Origin of the sequence: Vibrio sp. YT-18, from assembly GCF_033337345.1 — a bacterium.
GTDB classification, from domain to species: domain Bacteria; phylum Pseudomonadota; class Gammaproteobacteria; order Enterobacterales; family Vibrionaceae; genus Vibrio; species Vibrio alginolyticus.
The window spans coordinates 150,268-168,911 of sequence record NZ_JAWOQO010000002.1 but is presented as its reverse complement, the minus strand read 5'-3'; the positions used below and the strand labels follow the sequence as shown (position 1 = coordinate 168,911).

The window sequence follows — 18,644 nt, the reverse complement described above, 5'->3', positions numbered from 1 at the left end:
CCCCTCTTCTTCATCAACACGTAAACAGCGGTTTTGTCCCGTTAACTGCACAGTGATTTTGACATCTGAGTTTAATTATACCGTCTCATAAATTGAAAAACTGCTTTATCTTAATAATTCGCTCTAAAGCCTTATAGAGTAAGGCTCTATGCCCTCTAAATCAGATCTTATCTTCGCTCACCTGATCATCTATATTTCTCACAAAATTCTGAACAGTACTTATTTTTCATGCACTTACAAATATCATTTTGATCTTTCCAGATCGTTAAAATTGGAATTTACTGAAAATATTTTCAATCTTTGAAATTTTCAAAACACTCTCAGTCTAGGCTCTAAGTAGCTCTGTTCTCTCGCAAGCCCCGCTATATATATGGTTTCCTACGAGACACTCTAGGAACTCTCCCCACTAAATTTCAGTACACAAAAACTGAAAAAAAACTGATCGAAAAACCTCGCAGGCGGGTGAGGAGAGTGCGGATTTTGTCATCCGCTCAGTGTGTCCCGTGAGTTCATAACCGTTCATCGCCATATGACTTGTAGCTTTAGTTTGAGACCAACATAAAAAAACGCAGCCGTATGGCTGCGTTGATTGTGTGAAAATCAAGTTCTTTATGTGTGCTAATATGCCTTAAACTTGCTTTCATCATCACCTTGTCCTACGGACTGCATTTCAGAGCAGCTCCATAGCAGCTCAAATTGGTTCAGATCTTCATCGTCTTCGGGAAGAACAATGGTTGAATCTTGAATAACTAGCTTCACGCAACTTGATTGTTTAGTTGGGATACAGTGGTAAAGCTCAGCAACTTTTTTATCATCTTCGACTCCCCCAAGCACAAGCGTTGAAGCGTCTAGAATGAGACACTGGCAAGGTACAAAGTCCGGCAATGCCCCAAACTTAGTTTCTAGATTATTCAATAACTCCGTATCTAAACTATCTCTCTTCAAGCAACCAACGATAGCAAACTGGTAATTTTTCGATTTTCTAACCACCTTACCAGAGAGCCAAGGTTTGTGGTCTTCGTTGACAATTTCTACCCACCAATTCCAGTCCTCAAACATTTTATAGATCTTCTTATTTTGAGTGCTTTTTTTAAAAGCGAGACACAAACCCACCACTACAAATACTGCAACTACTAGAGTACTGATTGTCATCCCCTTACCCCTAATTAATGGTTCTTTAAATACAAAAATAGGAAAGAGAATAACAATAATTTCAAACAGTTATTATTCTTAATGGAGTATTCCAGCGAATCTCCCTACAAAATGGTTATTTTGTCTATCAAAAACATGGCATAAGAAGGTAATAAGCCTAATTAATATATGGATAACAATTGTTAAGCTATCAACATTAAAGTCCAAGTGGGTTATCCCCCACCCGTTAGGCAACTAGCTTGTTTGTGTTATCGGTTCGAGTCTTCCCTTCAATTTCATACTATCCTCCCCATGGCCAACAATATCATTCGCTTGGACTGGTGTTTTGGTGCTTGCTCGTCCTGGTGCTACACCGCTGTGCGTATGCGTTGCTAAAGTGTCGGCCAATTCTTTAACCACCTGCATTAGCTCCGATAAAAGAATCAACACATTCTCTTGCTTAGAGCCTATCCAAGTCTTAGGTGATTGAAGCCATTGGTGCTCAGCGGCAATACTTCGGCGAAATTTTCCGATGGTCTCAATCAGTTCTCCAGCGGTAGCCGTTTGCATGTTACCCAAGCTTCCTAACACCAGATCATCTCCTGACAACAAATTAATAGCGCCAAGCGCTTCAATGAGCTTCTTACCATTCACTTCTTCAGTGCTGTGCTCATTTACAAAATGCTGATGCTGGCCAAACTCACCTTTATACCGTTCAAATTGGTCTAACTTACCAAACGCTCTCTGATTTTGAGTTTGGTCAGTCTGCAGTGTTGTATTTCCTGCGGCATCGACTCGATAACTCACTTCTTCACGTTGCTGTTGTAGTTGTTCACCAGGCTCTATTGAGGGAAGCGCATATTCACGTCCATAAACGCCACGTATGATGGGTCTATCGCTTCGACCATAAGCGAAAGCAATTTCAACCAATGTCCCTTCTAATGGATACGCTAACAATCCGGACTCATGTCCGCTCATGTTAACTGGCAGTGGAATCGAGCGATAAACCGGTACGTTACTATCTGGTTGCAAGTTCTCATCTAGAACTTGCACATCAACAGAGAGTCTTGGCCGAAATGGGTCAGATACTTTACCCGCCGTCGCACTGTCTCTGACCATTTCGACTCGCCCGAACTTTGGCAAGTGAAAGCCTGCTGCTAATTCAGGAAAATGCTGTAGTGTTTCTCGCTTTTTAGGTATGACTTCAGACTGTTCAGCTTTCCAATACGCCGTCATATCATCCTGTATTAAGTCAACCCGATTGACTCGCTTACCATTCACAACCCGACCTGGTCTAAGCATAGGAAACGGAACAAAGGTGACACTGTTACCATTTTGGCGACTCGTAAACTCTTCAGGTAGTGGCATTGGTTTGTCGTTGAAATGGCTATCTTGATAGGAGCCAAAATAAACCACCTGGTCAGTATGTTGAAACCAAACACAGTCAGGAATAGAAAAAGCCTTAGCGACCTGCTCTAAACATTGATAACCCGTTCCCTGGCAAACAAAGTTTGGGATCGCGGTCTTCATGTATTCTTTATTGGGTAGATAAAACTCGAGACCAGTAAGGTGAGAGAGCGCATCAATAACTTGCTCGGCATTTGGATGCTCTAAACTGAGAGACCAACGTTTACTCAAAATACCTGTCAGTTCTTTTACTGTGATTTTTTGGTAGCCATTGACTGTAGATTGGATTTTATCAACATAGCCCTCAAACCAAGGCGACGTTTTGTTTTCATATCCAATATCAAAACGCACCGGCTCGAATAATTTCAAGGGTTGTGTAGCTTCAATTTCAAAGATGGCCACACTACCCAAAGAAAGCTTTAAGCTCACCATGTTACTTGCCAATTTGACTTCTTCGCCGCTTATATACAAACGCTTCTCTAACTTCATTGAGTCGCCTCCTCTGCGGTGATGAGTGCCTGTTTCAACCGAGTATTCTCTCGCTGCTCTGGCTTGCTTTGCGCTTTAATCCGCTGCTCTTTTTGCTCGGCGACACTGTTGTACTCCCGAAGCTCAAAAGATACATTCCAAGCCTGTAGAGTTTCATGTTCTCTTGCTTGAATACGTCCAGTGAACTTCACATTGCGAATTTTAAGTGCGAGCGCAATGTCATTGCCGATTCGATAAATACGCCTAGCATTCGACTCATCTTTATCTGAAGCAAACGCATAAAGTTGGGTCAGTGTTTCTATACGAATGAATGGAACACGACCACTAAAGGTAAGCTTTTTGCCTTTGTCACCTTGCTCTGCCACCTCGGTACCAGAAGACTGCCCACTCATGTCCTGGTCTTTAAGCTCCATAGACATTTCAACGGTCATCGAGTCTAAGTTAATTGGCACACCATCTAGAGCTAGCATAATAGCTCCTCAAAAAACGTCATAGGTTCATAGCTAAGCAATAAGCTTGCTAATGTAAATTGATGATTGTTGGGCGTTCCCGCTTGATTCAATCGTGTCGCTATACTTTCCGCATTGCCCTCCACGGAGAACGCATAGATACTTCCTTTCAAGTTCTTCAGGGCGTTGAGCTGAGCCTTGATTTCTTCCATCTTTTTATTGCGTTTCGCTGCTAGTAACTGCAACTTGTCAATTACGTGATGGTCATCGTCTGCTAATGACTCTAGCGTAGCTACTTGGGCACCTTGCCAATGTAAAGCATCATGTAATGGGTTAGCGTTGAGTAAAGCCATCGGCTTAAAGCGTGGTAGAGCGATCGCTGCAGGTTGATGGAACTTATCAACGTCATTGGTATTTAAAGCATGGCTTTGCCTAGCGACTTGGCACCACTCAGGCATTGGAAACAATGATGTAAGCTCAATGAGCTGCCGAGAGAATTGATTCAATTGAGAGGCCGTTACCATTATCGCAATACCGTGAAGATGGCCATTTGGTCGGTACCTATCAGCGTAATCCCGCAGCTTATTAGATAACGTTTTAATTGCAGTACTAGGATTGAGGTAACACCCCGAGTCCAAACGGGTCCCCACTTGAAACTGATATGGCGACACTGTAAGTACGGTTCCTGAGACAAGTAAGGATTGAAGTTCACTACGCAGCTTAAGCAAAGCGCTCGCCTCTTCACTTAAAGAGTGACGCCCGTAATTGGCATCACTTGTATGGTTGGTTAACCGGTTAATCGCTTCATTCATTACGGCGCCGACTGCGTCTGTCACTGACTCAGCCTTGGTTTGAATGTTCTGCGAGTAACTTGGCCAGTTTAATTGGGATAAGTGCCAAGTCATAAGCGGCCTTCAATTGTCATGGATTTCTCCGTAGGGCGTTGTGGTCGAATGGCCATCGTTACTACACCATCCTTTACATAGTCGCGCAGCGCTCTCCGGTAGCTTCTCCAAACTGAAGCAGTTAGCGTAGAACGAGGATCGGAGTCTTCATGTAATGTGACTTGTCTATCCACATAAACCATTTCATGTGCCACCCATTGATTTTCTGCTTCAGCAAAAATGGCTGGCTCTTCTTGACCAGGAACTGCATCTGGATATGTCCATATGCCATTTGATTGTAAGACAGCGGGTAGCTTCTCGGGTGGTGAAGGGATCTCTATCCATCCATGCGGAGGGGTACCTCCGATAACTTGAAAACACCCCGTTCCCACTAATCCATATATTTTCTCTTTATCCATGCCTTACACCTTAACGCCCACAATCTTTCTCAAATAATGCTCACCTGAATAGGCGGTCACGCCATCGTATTTTAGAGAAGTACCACCTCTAACCGATTGAACTTCTTTACATGTCAAGGTAAACCCGTACTTGCCATCACTCTGCAAGATGATATAAAACTGGCCCAGCTCCATCGCTAATTGCACATCAACAATCGCGCTAAGACTTAGCCCTGACGCCGCTGCATAACCACCTTCAGCTGTCACTATCAAGAAATCGAAGTTCGTAATAGGCTCTGACGTTTTTAGCTTCGTATCACCTGGCGCTCTTCCATTCCATAAAATTGACCGCTTTGTATTTGATTTACTACTGAGTGCTTCTTGTAAACCTCGAATAGTAGAAATAGCTTGAGTGCCCGTATGATTAGCTCGGTTCTTTAAGTATGCGTCTGTTTGATTTTTCGTAGCTTGAGTGGCAACTCCATCGAGCTTTTTCTTATCTGCTGCCGTCATTACCCCTGCATGAGATGTCGTCACCGCACTTAAAACCGCATCTTTACCCGTAGAACTCTTGATCGTTTGAGTTGTGGCGTTGCGAGATGCCGTCAAGTTAGTTGCGATATTCGCTTGCGCTCCAGCTTGTATGCCATCCAGCTTCTTCTTGTCTGCTGCGGTCATAACCCCGGCGCTCGATGTTGTTGCGGCACTTAAAGTGGCATCTTTACCCGTAGAGCTATTAACCGTTTGAGAATTGGCGTTGCGAGACACGCTCAAGTTAGTTGCTACATTGACTTGAGCCCCACTCTGAATCCCGTCTAATTTTTTCTTATCGCTTGCACTCATCCAACCGGAGGCTGTTTTAGTGGCATTCTTAACATTCTTGTTGATGTATGACGCGACAGACTGAAAGACTCGCTTTGCACTCCATAGGCTACGGTATTCATCCTCACCAGCTTCAGCTTGTTGCTGAGTGATAACATCCCACACGCGCCAATCAGTAACATTGCCATGGGAGTCAATGCCAGCAAGTCGAGCGATGTAATGCTGTTGACCATTTTCATCAACGTAATTACTGAGTTCTGTTTTTGAGCTTCTTACTGTCGCTATGTTTTCCCAACGAGAGAGTGCGCTGCCTTGGCGTACCACATCTAAGTACAAGCCACATGGGATGCCATCACTGACCACCACCTCTTTTTTTGACAGCTCAACACGTAACCCTGAGACATAAACAACTCCGGGACTAACAACAAACGTGTTTGACTTTCCTTTAGCGACGACCGAGCAGCCACGAACAAAGGCCGAATGGCCATAATGGTCAAGATTCGCCAAACGTAAATCATCATCAATGCCCATTAAGCGCCCATGAAAATCTATCTGCCAAGTTCCTGGTTCAACATGAATATTTGCTATCGCTGCAGCGCCACTGTACTCCTGCGCGACGGACTTAATAGTGGTCATGTTTTCTTCTTTAGTTTCCGTGTTCTTATACACGATCAAGCCACAGGAGTTCTCAACATGCTTGTCATGGAGGTAAATCGCATTGAACTTAAAACTCGGTGTGGTTGACTGAAGAATGACGGAATACACCAATGTATTACTATTAAGTCGCGCAGCCTGGTCCACTTTTTGACGATGCACGATATACGCTTCACTAGGCAGACCTAGGGCTCGGTCAATCGGTGATTCAGCGTCTAAGTTAGGAATATGAGCAAACACAAACTCGTTCATGTCTGTCGTACTACCCGTTGTAATTTTATCCACTAAATAGCGCTCAAACTGAGCAGGGATAATGGTCTGGCTCATACTGTATTATTCCTCTAGTTTTGCACTAAATAGCTGCTGACTCTGGCTGAAACAGGCCGTACGAATGTGCACCTGAATGGGATAAACGACTTCAAATCGATATCGACGGCAAGTTCTCCCATATTGCTCTATGAGCACTTGAACCAACTTGCTGTTTTGCGAGATATCGCCATCACTTAGCTCAATAGTACAAACGTCCCACTGAACTTCGTTTTGACGCTCTTTGAACTTAACGATACCAATGCCTAACCTTTCAAAAATCCGCTTGAAGCCCGCTACGCTACCTGCGTCTTTGGCGTTCACTTCTGCGTATTTCACTCGCTTTCGAAACAGTGAAAGTGGCTCACTCTCAAACCTTTTGATATCTCTATCCCATGCCATTAATTCCAATGCTTTTTCGTTACAGGTCAACGCATCCATTTGGCGAAGCGGAAATAGTAGGCTGCTCCAAACTATCCGGAAGAATGAAAAAACGCCTTTAGATAAAAAGTGAGGTTCTTTGACTTCATCCGCCGTCGTTCTTCCGTCCTGCCACCATGGGATCACAATTTCGGGTAAGCGAGGGGAATGTCGGCTTTGGTCGTAATTTCGAGACTCAGACATCCACGAGTTCCTTAACTGTGAGTGATTTCAAGCGAGGCTGTTCTAGCTTGCTGATAATGTCTTTTTGGACTTTTCCGTCTACGGTAAACCTTACCGATTCAACTTCCGTCATGTTGGTATGTATCTCAGTACCAAGCAAAGATAAGCTAAAACGATGCTCAGGTTTCGCGCGTGTCATTTCTGGATAAGCTGCTGTTTCTCGAAAAGCCGCTCTAATCCTCTCTTCCACTTCAAGAAGTTCATTCACTTTGGTGGCGCTGTCTAAGTTCTCAGCTAAGACGACATCCGCCGTGATCTCATGTTTCGTATCGGGAATGGCTTTACAGGTAAGTACATCACCATGACCGTGATGCCCTTTAGACATTATGTGCTCATTTAGCTGTTCAAGAACGGTTAGCGGGGTTGGTCCCACTTCCATCAAAATCAATGCTTCTGCTGAACCAGGGGTTATGTCCCCTGTATTTCTAAAATAGATGTTATCACTTCGGATCCCCGCTACGCTGGCGATGATAGAGCGATACACATCATCGATGTGCCATTCACCAGAGCTAGTAAAGGCATTTTGAATACGAAGCGCTAACTCTTCATCAGTCTCTGCGTCAGCACCGAGTACAGAGAGCCAGTCAGGTTCATTCACCGCATCAACAATGCCCGGTATCGCTTCAGGAATAATGTTGAAATACCCCGCCGGCAAGTTAAACGCGGAGCCCGCTTCAAGTGCTTCGACAAGCACCTTACCCTTTAGGTGACCAGCCTCGATGATTCCAGGCTCAATAACTTGAACTTTATACATAACGCCATCTATAGGTAGCGTTTGAATAACCGCCCCTTTCTCAATCGTCACCGCATCAGCAGCATTTGCTTTAGTTAGTGTGATGTAGCCTTGTGCTCTTTGAGCTACTTTCGGCGCGATATTGTGCTCCCATGCTTTTAGGTCCAGAGCCCAACGCTCAGCGGTTGCCACGAACATATTGGGCATAACGTGCTGAGCCAATAGATGTCTAGTCAGCCAAACACATGGCGTGACCACTGCAGCGCGAACCCAACGCCAAAACGGTGACATTTCGGAGTCATTCGAAACCTTACTACCAGCCCCCACGACTTCTTGTTTTAGTTTGGTTTCAAAGTCCTTTTCGGTAACTGGCACACCCGATTCACTTAGCACCTGAACAAAATCCGTACTTGGTCGTTTACTCATACTTTCACCTCAAGTTCCCCATATTCATAAGCCTTAGCGGTTAAGGTGATATCACCAGTTTCTGTTTCTCTTGCTGTCGCTGAACCCGGTACCACTCTTACATCTCTCTCAGCAAGTTGCTCAATTTGCACCATTACATCAGCGCGTAACGCTGGGTTTCTTTCTGCAACCAATTGGCGAGCCAATCCTGATTCCATGATCGCGTGCTTAATGTCCTGCGCGATGCTGTATAAATCACTGCACTCTTTAGGCTGTTGGCCTGCGTCCATATCCCAGCCACCCTCGACCACTTTGATATCGTTGTAGCGCTTGCGTTCTGTTAAGTCGTTACCCCACATTGAGCTCATCCCACTCGGCTAATTGGTCTGGTGTTATTCCGTTAGGGGCAGTGATATACACGTCGCCAAAAGAGCGAACTCGACTAGCATCACTGTGATTGGTTGTTTTCATATTGTTCACCACTTGAGGAGGCAATCGTGGCTCGTTGCGCTTCCCTTTGTATTCGATAAACGGTTGAGGTGATTGATTATCTAGATTTGGAGCTTCAACGTTGATGCTTGGCTGAGAAATAACCTGGCTTTCTGCAATTTTGAACGGCGCCATTTGCTCTGGCTTATATCCATAAACGTCTTGGTTCGTCGCTATCGCAGACTCGTAACTCATTTGAGGTTGAAGTAGTTCTAATTGCTTAACTTCTGATGCATCACCCGGAGTTAGGTTCTGTGATATAGGAGTACTGTGTTCAGCTTGGACGGCCGCTGTCATCTCTGGCGTTTCAATTTGGCTCCCCAGTTCAATATCAACACCTGGGATCATATTGAGTAAATCAACGAGCCCTTCGATAGCATGAGCAATAACATCAAACCAAGCCGTATCTTTAAACGCGGAGGTTAAGTCGTCCCACCAATAGATTGCCGCAGCAATACCACCTATAAGCAGCGCTATACCAGCGACAACCCAAGTTAACGGGTTGGCCCAAAGCGCGGCGTTAAATAGCCATGCAGCAGCAGTACTCGCCAGCGTACTAATACGCAGTAGTCTCATGATGCTATTTAAACTCGTCATGGTAACCGTCCAACCAGCAGACATCATTTGCCCGATCCCCATGGCAAGCGACAATGTTGCAATCACCCCGCCAAGAGACAGGCCTGCGATAGCGACATAACCAAGAATTTCAGCAAGCCAAGGAAATTGGTCCGTCCAACCAACAAGCACCATTAAGCCGTCAGCCATGCTGCCTACAACCGAATTGATTGAAGGAAGAATCGCACCAAATACCGCTGCACGAACCGCAAACCATGCCGCTTCTAACCGTTCCCACTGATCTGTCATAGTGCTGGCCATTTGCTCGGCCTTCGACATTCCCTCGATTTGACCAAGTTGGTCAATACTGCCTGCGAGTCCTTCGGTATCAGCCATTAATAACTTAATCATGCTAACGGCTTCTTCTGAGCCGAATGCCTTTTTCAAATCAGCCGCTTCAGCAACACTTAAGGTGTCACCATATTTACCTTTCAATTGTTCAAGAATATCTAGCATAGGCAGCATCTGACCTTGGCTATCGGTAAACGACAAATTGAGCTTATCTTGAGCGTTGGCCACACCCGCCAAGAATGCTTTGTATTTGGTACCCGCTTCGCTGCCACTCATGGTTGATTGAAGGGTGCCTAAAATCGCCATCTGCTCTTCGATAGCAACTCCTGCACTGGTCGCATTCGCTCCGATGCTAGTGAAAGCACTACTCATGCCTGCGCCTGTAGTCTTAAACATTTCAACAGACTGCGCAGTCATGCCGGCAATTTGTTTGGACCAAATTCCAACCCCAATTTCATCAGCTTGATTTTTGAAAACACCATACATGGTGCCCATATAATCCGTAATGGTTGCTGTATCAGCCTTAGTCGCAGCAGCTAAAACGGCAGAGCTTTTGGTGATGTCAGAAAGGTTGTCTCCATCAATATCACCAAATGCTGACTTGATATCATATGAGGCGCCGACAATATCTGTGGCGGATTTCCCGTACTGTGCCGATGTCCAAAGTGCGGTCTTTGAAAGCTTAGTGAGATCCTCATCCAGAACCCCTAACGACTTCACTTCGCCTAGCTTTCTATCCATTTCAATCGCTGGCATCAGCGCATTTTGAATAGCAAAGCCCGTGGCGACTAAACCCGCACCACCTGCCGCCATGTTTTGCATGCCTTGCTTACCAGCATCCATCGAAGCTTGTACTTCTTTAGTAATCCCCTGCAACGGCTTGGTGACTTGATCAACCAACGCTATGTGCATCAACAGTTTTTCCATGCTCATCGCGTAATACTCACTCGCTCTTTATGTCTGTTAATGACTAAACAGTCGGCTGATAGCACTCATTACCGCTCTTTCTTCGCGTTCGAACTGGTGTTTGTCCAGCCAGATAGCGCGACTTAAACTTCTTTCGTCGTCTGGCTCACTCGGCAAAAAATGACGACGAAGGGCAAAGGCTTGTTCCAAAGGATTATCTTCAATCCGCTTTGCCCTATCTGTTATTTTTTTAGTGTGATTTCGATACCACCTTTAGAAGCGTTACTGACCGTGGCATAAAGCTCGATAGTTAAGCCAGGAACGCTATCAAGTAACTCAGTGAGCTCATCTTTTTGCTCTGGGTTCACGGTACGCGTTAAGTACGTATAGGCAGGCGCGACTTTGTTGTTAGGCATCATGTCATTGGTATAGTTATTTGCATCCTGTACCGTTGGCGTAAATACGAAGTCAGTGCCACCGATAGCGACTACGACAGGTTTTGATGTAAAGGTAGGTTTAGTCATTTTTACTTCTCTTCTTGTTTTCGTGCTTAGCACGCCATTGCAAATAATCTTCAATCTGGTTATCACACTCAGTCAGTGCGTTTTTCAGCTTGGGAATGTCGTCGGTAACCACTTCTGGCCATGTCCCTTGAACTTGTGGTTTTGAACAGGGCACCAACATTCCAGCAGGTGGCAATTTCATGAACACCTGCGTTGCGACGGTTTCAGTAGGGTTCGCGCAGGCGGTCAGTAACAGTGGCAGGGATATGGCACTGAACGTTTGCCAGCTCTGTTTTAAGTGCTGCCAGGTCTGCATTGAGTTTTTCCTCTGCTGCTATGTGTTGCCGTTGCCGCTGAACTAACATGTTGTTAGCTTGCTCACTTTCACCCTTCAAAAATTCAATGGTGGTTAAGTTGATTTGGTTGTCTGCTTCTGCCTTGGTGAGCTTTTCACTTAATGTGGTTTTCTCTGCTTTGACGGTATGAAGCTGCAGCTTCAGCACCGCGATGGTCGTCACCAACACCGCAAGACCAATCCACTTAATCCATTTCCATGCAGCGATCACGTTCTAATCCTCTTCGAGTGACGAGTCCTTTAAGTACAACGCCCTGACTCTTTACCCACTCCGTAATGTGACCGCAGGCTTTGGGATAATTGCCATGTTTGATTGCTGCGTAAATCCGAGTGTCAGAGCCGTCCTTATTTTTGCGAAACTTGGTACACCCGAAGTTGAAAACAAAGCTGGTAAATGCGTCAAATTGACCCGTGCTCATTTGCGCTCCTGAAATCCTTTCTGCATTGGTCACACATCGTTCGGCCGATTGAATATTTTTCACCCAGTCGATCGCGACTTGCTCCAATGTGATTGGCGTATCTGGCACACCATGAGTATTCCCAATTCCATTCGTAGGAATACCTCCCGGACAAACGTAAGGGTTCTGCCGGCATCCCTCTGCATCACCAATCAACTTCAGTCCTTTAGGGGTGATGCGCAGCGCTCCTAAGTCTCGTTCCGATACCACAACTTGCCCAATGGGCTGCGTCAATTCAGGTCCATAAACAGCCGTACCACCTGTTACCAAGCCGATCACAGCGACGACAGAACAAATGATGCGCTTAGTCAGTTTCACTCAGTGCTACTCCTTTTTCGCTAGCAATACGTTGCATTGCTCGCTTGTGCCAATAGTTCAATCCCAGCGCTGCAAGGCCAATCACTAGTGATAAAATGAAATACCACTGTTCAAATGTCAGCTTGCTGAAAGTCATTCCTGCCAATGACACAAGGTAAGCAACTCCACTGGTTAATTTGTCGAACCAATCTTTCATATCGTTACTCCAAATTAGCCTGGCAAGGGGCGCAAAACTGGCACCCCGCTATAGCTATCTGACGCCCTTCAGGGATAGGGTCACCACACTCAAGACATTCTTTTGCACTCTCTCGTTCGCTTGTCTTCACAGACTGTTTAAGCTGGTTTGCGATTGCCATTTCAGTAAACTTGGTTTCGTTACTACTAGCATGGTCGATAAAGTCAGGCATTCGTTCTCTCTCTGATAGGCTTAAAGCAAACCGCGGGTATCATCATTACTTAGGTATGAGATGCCATTAATGCGAACAAAGTGAGGGCTCGTCACAAAGCCTTTAAGCTTGCGCTTGGTTTTATCACTGCTGTTTGGATCAACACTAAGTAAATCTGAGATTTGAAGCTTCACACCAAACAGCTCTACTTTGTCTTCATCATCGCCAGTATTTGCATAGAACATACAGTCGTGTGGCTTAATACCGCGCCAACTGCCAGCTTCGCGAGCTTTTTGTTGAAGCTTACGGAAGTTGTTCAAGTCCAGCTCATACTCAACATCACAACTCACAGCTCCATGAGTAAATCCAGTGGGAATGCCGCGCTCTTTATCAACAGCAGACTCATCATTGATGGTTGCTGTAGCCGACTCCACATGAACCAAAATCCCCAGCATGTTTATGTCGAAGCTTCGCCCTGTATAACGAGAATTCATTGTTTACTCCCCTAGTCGTTGATTGAGCATGATGCCGATGGTGATTTTCACTGGGCACTCGTAAGGTCTAACTGCGAGTAGAATTTCAACTTCTTCACTATTAACCCATGTAATGGTGATGTCATCGTCTTGAGGTGGTTTGATTTCACCAGGGAACTCGTAATCACCAATTTTTTTCACTACCGCCATTTCACGGAGGTCTTGAGTAAAATACAGCTTTGCGCTGGCTTCACTGCCTGGTGTGGAATTGAATTCTCGATCAGCAATTCGTGCAATTGCTCGTACCCGCACTTTACGTGCTGCTTTCATGGCGACACGAATGTGACGAATATCTTGATAATCACCACCAGGGACATCTAGCGTACGTCCAGTTGTCCAATATTGCCCCGGATAGTCCGGATACCACATCGGTACAGCGATTCGAGCAGCTTCTAGTGCTTTAAGTGTTGCTAGCTCTAATGGCTTTCCATCCTTATCTTTTGCTAATGCCATACTGCCGAGAATGCTGCCTGTTTTTACTCGTGCCGGTGAGTCAGCAATAGATACTTCTTGATTGGCCAACCGACCTGCATAAATGCCAACTGTAGAGTTTCCTTCGTGTACTTGTGGCACTACGGTGATGTATTCACTTGCAATGTTCTTTGGCACATTCACCGTTTGCGCTAACCACTCGGCCCATGTTTCACCGTCCTCGGAATCATTAATTCCTGGTAAGGAACAGATCATGAAAACTTCTCGTCCAAGCTTGGCTTTAAGTTCATGGCGAAATGCGACTGCATCTTCAAGAGTGGACGCTCCAGTATTTGGCTTATCCAACACAACAGCTTCAAAGCTTGATGTCTCATTGGCTTTAAAAACCGCAGCCTGCCAACTATCTGATGGGTTTAAAACGATCACACCGGCAGTCCAGTTCTGTTTCCCATTTAACTGAGCAGCTTTTAGCGTAAGCATGTGTACAGGGTCGATGTTATCGAACGCGCTGTCTGAAAAATCCGTGGTGTTATCCACCATAATTAGGTTGCGCTCTGTTCCTGCAACTGTGCCGTACACAACAAACAGAAAGTGAAATTCAACGCCCGGGATCGGTCCGCGCATCATGTTCAGAATGTTAATAATGACGGTAGGCCATGCCATGTTTAGTTGCTCCTATTTCGATTCATTTCCCGCTTGATAATCATTGCTGCCCGTTTCGGACTAATGCCTATCAATCGGCGTTCTGGGCGATCTACTTCCCACTTACGTGATGGCGTTTTATTTTCCAGATCACTAATCAGTTTTGCGGCTTCAGCGACGGTCATATTCTGAGTAATGAATTTGAGCGTTGGCTTTTTGCCTCTCTTCTGCCTGCCTTGGGGCGGAAGTCTGTAACCTAAATCGCGTAACTCTTTTGCTTGCTCTCTCGTTGCCGGGTCGGTTTTCTTTGGTTCTTTCGCTTTCTTGGCTTGCTTGAATCGCTGCTGCAATCCGCTTTCCTCTGCTTCACCTGTATGGTGAGCCAGTGCAACGGTTCCTCGTCTTGATGGCCAACCAACAACCAAAACCCGGTTATTGTCTTTTTGAAAATGCTTTAGCTTCTTAGTGAAACCTCTAAGCATTTTTCGCCTGCCGTTTTTGCGCTTTGACCACGCTTTACCGTCTGGGTCACGCTGTGCTCGAATGTTTTTTTTGGTCGTTTTAGTGATGTATTTACCAAGCTCTTTCAGCACTCGGGCTCTGGCTTTTTTCTCAAGCTTTAGCAGCTCGAATTGCTCTTTAACTCGCAAATAACTGCGCTTATCGGCCCGTATCTCATACATTGCGGAGAACTACATGTGATAGCCTTTCCGCCTGCCAAATCTCGTACTCTTCAATCTTCCAGCGTTGACCATTCCAATAGATTGGCCCGTCGGGGTCTGCAGCCACTTTGACGGGTTCTTCAAACATGACAGAGACCAACACTTCGGCGTTTTTCTCATCTTCCAGTACTACGTCTACGTATGGGTCGTCTAAGTCTTCGATGCGGAAACGGTCAGAATCGTTGTCCATCAACCACGCTCCAACATTAGCGAACAGCACCGCTGGGTCGTATTCTTTGAAAGGGAATTTGTCGAAGTAGAAGTCAGCAACATAACGCTGATACAGCAGGTCAAAACCATGGCCCATGTGCTTGGTTTCTAGTTTCAACTCAACCTTGCCCATTTCACATTCCATGCGCTTGGCTATCTTGTCGCCCACAACGCTGATTAAAAATGCGTTTAGATCACGCAGCTTGTAACCTGCTTGGTATTGCGTTCTCATAGCAAATCCACCGATGAACGGTTCAGCCCTTTCATATTTCGAATAATGCGCTGACTTTCTGAAAGTAATTCAGTGCGCACCTCTACGCTTCTGTCTGCGATGTGATCGCCCTTGTCCTTGGTATGAACAGTTGCAATGTCCGGCAGCAAATCTGCTTTGGCTCTCGCAAATACTGCTGATTCGTATTGATATACAACACGGTTTTTATCATTCATTTTCGGAAAAGCAGGAACATCGCCAGCAGTTGCATGCCCCTCTTCCTGATACTTAGCTTTTAAGTCTTCGAGTTGCTGATTCACTTCCGAAACAGCATTAACTAGAGCGATAGCAATACGTTCTGAGTCTTGAGCAGCAGGAATACCGCGACGCTTTTCAAAATCACCGGCATTGATGTTCGGCCAAAAACCGTCATTGGTGATTTCTGTCGCTTGATAATCCGAACCGGAAGATCCCGTAAACATCGTTATTCCTCTTTTAATAAGTGAGCCTCTAGCCACTGGGTCGACGGTATTGAGTTAGCCTATTGGCACTCTTACCTCACCAGCCGAGGCTCGGCGGCGTAGGAGCTGTTACAAGTTTTTGTTGTCTTTAATCGCTCGAATACGTTGTTCTACCTGACCAATTTTGGTTTTCACCCCAATTTTGGCGTACTTCTCATGAGCACACTGCAGTAGCAACAAGGCCTTTTCCAAGGTATCTAAACAACCGATAGACGTCGGTTGCGGTTGTCCTTCTTCATTTCGAAGTAAGTGCAACCCAGCAAATCGGTACCACTTAGCATGCACTTCTTCGTGTAGTCGCCATTCGCTCTCAACCTTTTCAAAAACCGCGCTGAAATAAGGCTCGATAGAGTGTCCTCTGCCAGACTCTTTTTCCGCCCAAGCTAAAACTTCATCGGCGCACACGGTTGGCCAGTCACGTCGGAAGTTATCTGGTGTAGGTAAATCAAGCGCTATGGCTTTCAAGCACCAATCAATCGCGGTTTCCATGTCGTTGACATCGAACAACCAGATAACCATATTGGTGAAAATTGGGTTCTCGAATACTTCGCCTTTTGCTAGGTAAGCTTCCACGTACGGTTTGTACTTGGGCACCAAAACATCACGCTTATGTTTCACCTTGTCTTCGATAGCATTGAGCTGTTTTAGATATTTGCGGTCTTCTTCAAAATCGATCAGCTTGATGTGCAGGCTTTCGGTATTTGCACTAGCACTCAGCTTCGATGCAGAATGACTGACTTGATTTTCTAGAAGCTGACGACGCTGCCTTGCTAAAGGACTAGCCATTCATCACCTCTGCAGTGGCTGATTCGACGACTGAAACAGATTCGATAGCCGCGAACTTTTTAAGATTTCCCACAGCGTAACCTTCCATACGGATATGGTTTTGCTTGAAACGAAGCTCATCTTCATCGTTTTTCTGCTTACGCCACTGAGTGCCTTCTTGCGTCAGAATCTGTAGGTTCTTGGTATTGGTAACCCAAAGTTGATCAGCCGGGAAAAATGGTGGTGTGTAAGCCTTTTTGCCAGCAATTGTCTTGGCTAGGCTTTGGGCCGCTTTATGCTCTGTTGGACTATCGGCAGCCTCAAGTAAGCGGTGCTGCTCAGCCGCGACTAGATTCGACCCAACTAAAACAACGAGATCTGGGTCTTGACGATGTTCGGGAGCAATCGTCGTGTTGATTAGATCTTGCGTAAGTGAATCAAGATTCTTGTATGAATCAGTCACAGTGCCTGTTGGGTCAAGCTTTGCTGATGCGAGTACCTGGCTAGATCTCTTCTCTTTAACAATCGTGAGCCAACCTTTATTTACATCCTGGCCTAATGGATTTTTAATCGGGTCCGTATTAGTTGCGATAGACGTACCGTTAAAACCGACACGCAACATATCCAATGCAAAACGACGAGAAATCGCGCTTTTCATCATGCTCAACCAGTGACCTTTAGAGCCAGAGTTTGCCCATTGCGTCATAGTTTCCCAAAGGATGTGTGCTCCTGAATCTGTCTTTGTAAGCTCGTAGGTATTACCACTTTGGCCCACTTCCACGCTAAAACGTCCCGAACCAGATCGACCGGTCGAAAGGCCATCATCACCAACATCAACAACCTGACCTTTGATTTGCTGAACTGGCAGCAATGAAACCATTCCTAGGAAAGCATCCGATTCCATAATTGCTTGACGTAGCTTAGTTTCCATTGGGGGCGTCAAGTTAAACGACTGTGTACCTTGCGGAGCATTTGCGGCGGATAACGTCGCTGTACAAAACTCTTGTAAATAACTGGTAGATAGTGCGTTCAGCATTAAAACATCTCCTTAGATGAGAAAGATTCACTAGCACCTGATGGATCTGGTTCCTGGTCAGGGACTTCTTGTGAGAGTTCAGCAAACTTAGTTTCTAGTCCGTTCACTTTCTCAAACAACGGATTTAGCTTTTCTTCCAGCGCAGCGGAAAACTGCTCGACCGTCGCATCTTTGGTTGCTACTTCTGGTGTTTCTGGTTGATCGGGTGTGTTTTGCAAATTGAACTCTTCTTTTAGTTCTTGCTTAAACTCACCTTTGAAAGCAGAAAACTGCTCTTTTAGTGCGACTTTTAATTGTTCTTCGGTCACGTTGGTGCCCTCTGCTGTTGATAGCGTTTCTGGCTCTTCATCGTCAGAAGAGAAAAATTCATTGAATGCCGCAAAAAAGCGGTCTTTGCGAGTAAAGCAATCTGAAAAGTCCACCTCTTCTAAATGGCTTGCTTTGATCTCGGTGGTTTGCCCATGAACACGAGAGAATTGAAGGAGCGATGTTCCTGTGGAGGCTGGGGAGTCAGTCGCAGCTAGGCCCATTAGATAGCAACGCCCTTCCCCCTTGTAGTCGGGATTTGGCTCAATAGATGTGAATAGTTTTTGTTTTTTACGGTTGGCTTCAAGCAGATAGTCATTCGGCTCTAGCTTGGCGAACAGACGTAATTTTCCGCCTTGTTCCTCCGCTTTTACTTCAACCACTCGGCCCCAGTTTTCACCGTAACCGTAAAATCGACGATGCTCAGGCCAAATTAGTGCGGTGTACTCATCCATCGAATAACTAGCGGCCATTTGCTCAATCCAATCACGGGTTATTTTACGCCCGTCGACGGTCGGTCCTTCTGTCGCGATGATTTTCCACTCACTAATCTTTGGCATTTTTGTACTCAAACTTGTCAATCACATACGGTTCGAGCAAACAA

25 protein-coding genes are annotated in these 18,644 nt (G+C 45.5%); all 25 read right to left on the bottom strand.

Annotated elements, in window-relative coordinates; genetic code table 11:
* Positions 1–618: 618 nt before the first annotated feature.
* The 25 genes from R7M72_RS03140 to R7M72_RS03020 all read right to left on the bottom strand — a co-directional run bounded on the left by R7M72_RS03140 (position 619) and on the right by R7M72_RS03020 (position 18,600).
* The gene (locus R7M72_RS03140) at positions 619–1,152 is read right to left on the bottom strand and encodes a hypothetical protein (RefSeq protein WP_042522464.1); all 534 of its coding nucleotides are present in this window, start codon (positions 1,150–1,152) and stop codon (positions 619–621) included.
* Between the two features lie 234 nt (positions 1,153–1,386).
* The gene (locus tag R7M72_RS03135) at positions 1,387–3,027 is read right to left on the bottom strand and encodes a hypothetical protein (RefSeq protein WP_318056029.1); all 1,641 of its coding nucleotides are present in this window, start codon (positions 3,025–3,027) and stop codon (positions 1,387–1,389) included.
* On the bottom strand, positions 3,024–3,497 hold the full coding sequence (locus R7M72_RS03130) for a hypothetical protein (RefSeq protein ID WP_042522466.1): 474 nt from the start codon (positions 3,495–3,497) through the stop codon (positions 3,024–3,026). Before R7M72_RS03130 ends, R7M72_RS03135 begins: the two co-directional genes overlap by 4 nt.
* Complete coding sequence (locus R7M72_RS03125; RefSeq protein WP_042522467.1) at positions 3,491–4,381, bottom strand: hypothetical protein; 891 nt, start codon at positions 4,379–4,381, stop codon at positions 3,491–3,493. The genes R7M72_RS03130 and R7M72_RS03125 overlap by 7 nt, the downstream gene beginning before the upstream one ends.
* Positions 4,378–4,779 carry a hypothetical protein gene (locus tag R7M72_RS03120; RefSeq protein WP_042522468.1) on the bottom strand — a complete coding sequence of 134 codons (402 nt, stop codon included), beginning with the start codon at positions 4,777–4,779 and terminating at the stop codon, positions 4,378–4,380. The genes R7M72_RS03125 and R7M72_RS03120 overlap by 4 nt, the downstream gene beginning before the upstream one ends.
* A gap of 3 nt (positions 4,780–4,782) precedes the next feature.
* Positions 4,783–6,561 carry a phage tail protein gene (locus R7M72_RS03115; protein ID WP_193837611.1) on the bottom strand — a complete coding sequence of 593 codons (1,779 nt, stop codon included), beginning with the start codon at positions 6,559–6,561 and terminating at the stop codon, positions 4,783–4,785.
* A 6-nt stretch (positions 6,562–6,567) separates the two neighbouring features.
* Positions 6,568–7,164: a phage tail protein gene (locus R7M72_RS03110; protein ID WP_042522470.1), complete on the bottom strand. Its 597-nt coding sequence runs from the start codon at positions 7,162–7,164 to the stop codon at positions 6,568–6,570.
* Positions 7,157–8,362, bottom strand: a complete 1,206-nt coding sequence (locus R7M72_RS03105; RefSeq protein WP_042522471.1) for a baseplate J/gp47 family protein — start codon at positions 8,360–8,362, stop codon at positions 7,157–7,159. The genes R7M72_RS03110 and R7M72_RS03105 overlap by 8 nt, the downstream gene beginning before the upstream one ends.
* The gene (locus R7M72_RS03100) at positions 8,359–8,700 is read right to left on the bottom strand and encodes a DUF2590 family protein (RefSeq protein ID WP_017635436.1); all 342 of its coding nucleotides are present in this window, start codon (positions 8,698–8,700) and stop codon (positions 8,359–8,361) included. The genes R7M72_RS03105 and R7M72_RS03100 overlap by 4 nt, the downstream gene beginning before the upstream one ends.
* Positions 8,690–10,669 (bottom strand): phage tail tape measure protein, encoded by a 1,980-nt coding sequence (locus R7M72_RS03095; protein WP_042522472.1) that lies wholly within the window; start codon positions 10,667–10,669, stop codon positions 8,690–8,692. The genes R7M72_RS03100 and R7M72_RS03095 overlap by 11 nt, the downstream gene beginning before the upstream one ends.
* A gap of 30 nt (positions 10,670–10,699) precedes the next feature.
* A complete protein-coding gene (locus R7M72_RS03090; RefSeq protein WP_017821181.1) occupies positions 10,700–10,852 on the bottom strand; it encodes a DUF6890 family protein in 153 nt (50 codons plus the stop codon).
* A 32-nt stretch (positions 10,853–10,884) separates the two neighbouring features.
* Entirely contained in the window at positions 10,885–11,166 is a 282-nt protein-coding gene (locus R7M72_RS03085; protein WP_017821180.1) for a putative phage tail assembly chaperone, read from the bottom strand.
* Positions 11,159–11,347 carry a hypothetical protein gene (locus R7M72_RS03080; protein ID WP_017635439.1) on the bottom strand — a complete coding sequence of 63 codons (189 nt, stop codon included), beginning with the start codon at positions 11,345–11,347 and terminating at the stop codon, positions 11,159–11,161. The genes R7M72_RS03085 and R7M72_RS03080 overlap by 8 nt, the downstream gene beginning before the upstream one ends.
* Positions 11,348–11,369: 22 nt before the next feature.
* The gene (locus tag R7M72_RS03075) at positions 11,370–11,711 is read right to left on the bottom strand and encodes a hypothetical protein (RefSeq protein ID WP_052764199.1); all 342 of its coding nucleotides are present in this window, start codon (positions 11,709–11,711) and stop codon (positions 11,370–11,372) included.
* Positions 11,686–12,276, bottom strand: coding sequence for a lysozyme (locus R7M72_RS03070; RefSeq protein ID WP_042522473.1), 591 nt, complete (start codon positions 12,274–12,276; stop codon positions 11,686–11,688). The genes R7M72_RS03075 and R7M72_RS03070 overlap by 26 nt, the downstream gene beginning before the upstream one ends.
* The gene (locus tag R7M72_RS03065) at positions 12,263–12,472 is read right to left on the bottom strand and encodes an HP1 family phage holin (protein WP_017635442.1); all 210 of its coding nucleotides are present in this window, start codon (positions 12,470–12,472) and stop codon (positions 12,263–12,265) included. Before R7M72_RS03065 ends, R7M72_RS03070 begins: the two co-directional genes overlap by 14 nt.
* Before the next feature lie 4 nt (positions 12,473–12,476).
* A complete protein-coding gene (locus tag R7M72_RS03060) occupies positions 12,477–12,683 on the bottom strand; it encodes a TraR/DksA C4-type zinc finger protein (protein ID WP_042522474.1) in 207 nt (68 codons plus the stop codon).
* Between the two features lie 20 nt (positions 12,684–12,703).
* On the bottom strand, positions 12,704–13,156 hold the full coding sequence (locus R7M72_RS03055; RefSeq protein ID WP_017821175.1) for a phage protein: 453 nt from the start codon (positions 13,154–13,156) through the stop codon (positions 12,704–12,706).
* A 3-nt stretch (positions 13,157–13,159) separates the two neighbouring features.
* Positions 13,160–14,290 (bottom strand): DUF2586 domain-containing protein, encoded by a 1,131-nt coding sequence (locus tag R7M72_RS03050; RefSeq protein ID WP_042522475.1) that lies wholly within the window; start codon positions 14,288–14,290, stop codon positions 13,160–13,162.
* 2 nt (positions 14,291–14,292) lie between these two features.
* Positions 14,293–14,952: a phage virion morphogenesis protein gene (locus R7M72_RS03045; RefSeq protein ID WP_042522476.1), complete on the bottom strand. Its 660-nt coding sequence runs from the start codon at positions 14,950–14,952 to the stop codon at positions 14,293–14,295.
* The gene (locus R7M72_RS03040; RefSeq protein ID WP_042522477.1) at positions 14,945–15,433 is read right to left on the bottom strand and encodes a phage tail protein; all 489 of its coding nucleotides are present in this window, start codon (positions 15,431–15,433) and stop codon (positions 14,945–14,947) included. Before R7M72_RS03040 ends, R7M72_RS03045 begins: the two co-directional genes overlap by 8 nt.
* A complete protein-coding gene (locus R7M72_RS03035) occupies positions 15,430–15,894 on the bottom strand; it encodes a head completion/stabilization protein (protein ID WP_042522478.1) in 465 nt (154 codons plus the stop codon). Before R7M72_RS03035 ends, R7M72_RS03040 begins: the two co-directional genes overlap by 4 nt.
* 108 nt (positions 15,895–16,002) lie before the next feature.
* Positions 16,003–16,719, bottom strand: coding sequence for a phage terminase small subunit (gene gpM / locus R7M72_RS03030; RefSeq protein ID WP_017821172.1), 717 nt, complete (start codon positions 16,717–16,719; stop codon positions 16,003–16,005).
* On the bottom strand, positions 16,712–17,734 hold the full coding sequence (locus tag R7M72_RS03025) for a phage major capsid protein, P2 family (protein WP_042522479.1): 1,023 nt from the start codon (positions 17,732–17,734) through the stop codon (positions 16,712–16,714). Before R7M72_RS03025 ends, gpM begins: the two co-directional genes overlap by 8 nt.
* Complete coding sequence (locus R7M72_RS03020) at positions 17,734–18,600, bottom strand: GPO family capsid scaffolding protein (RefSeq protein WP_042522480.1); 867 nt, start codon at positions 18,598–18,600, stop codon at positions 17,734–17,736. Before R7M72_RS03020 ends, R7M72_RS03025 begins: the two co-directional genes overlap by 1 nt.
* Positions 18,601–18,644: the final 44 nt, after the last annotated feature.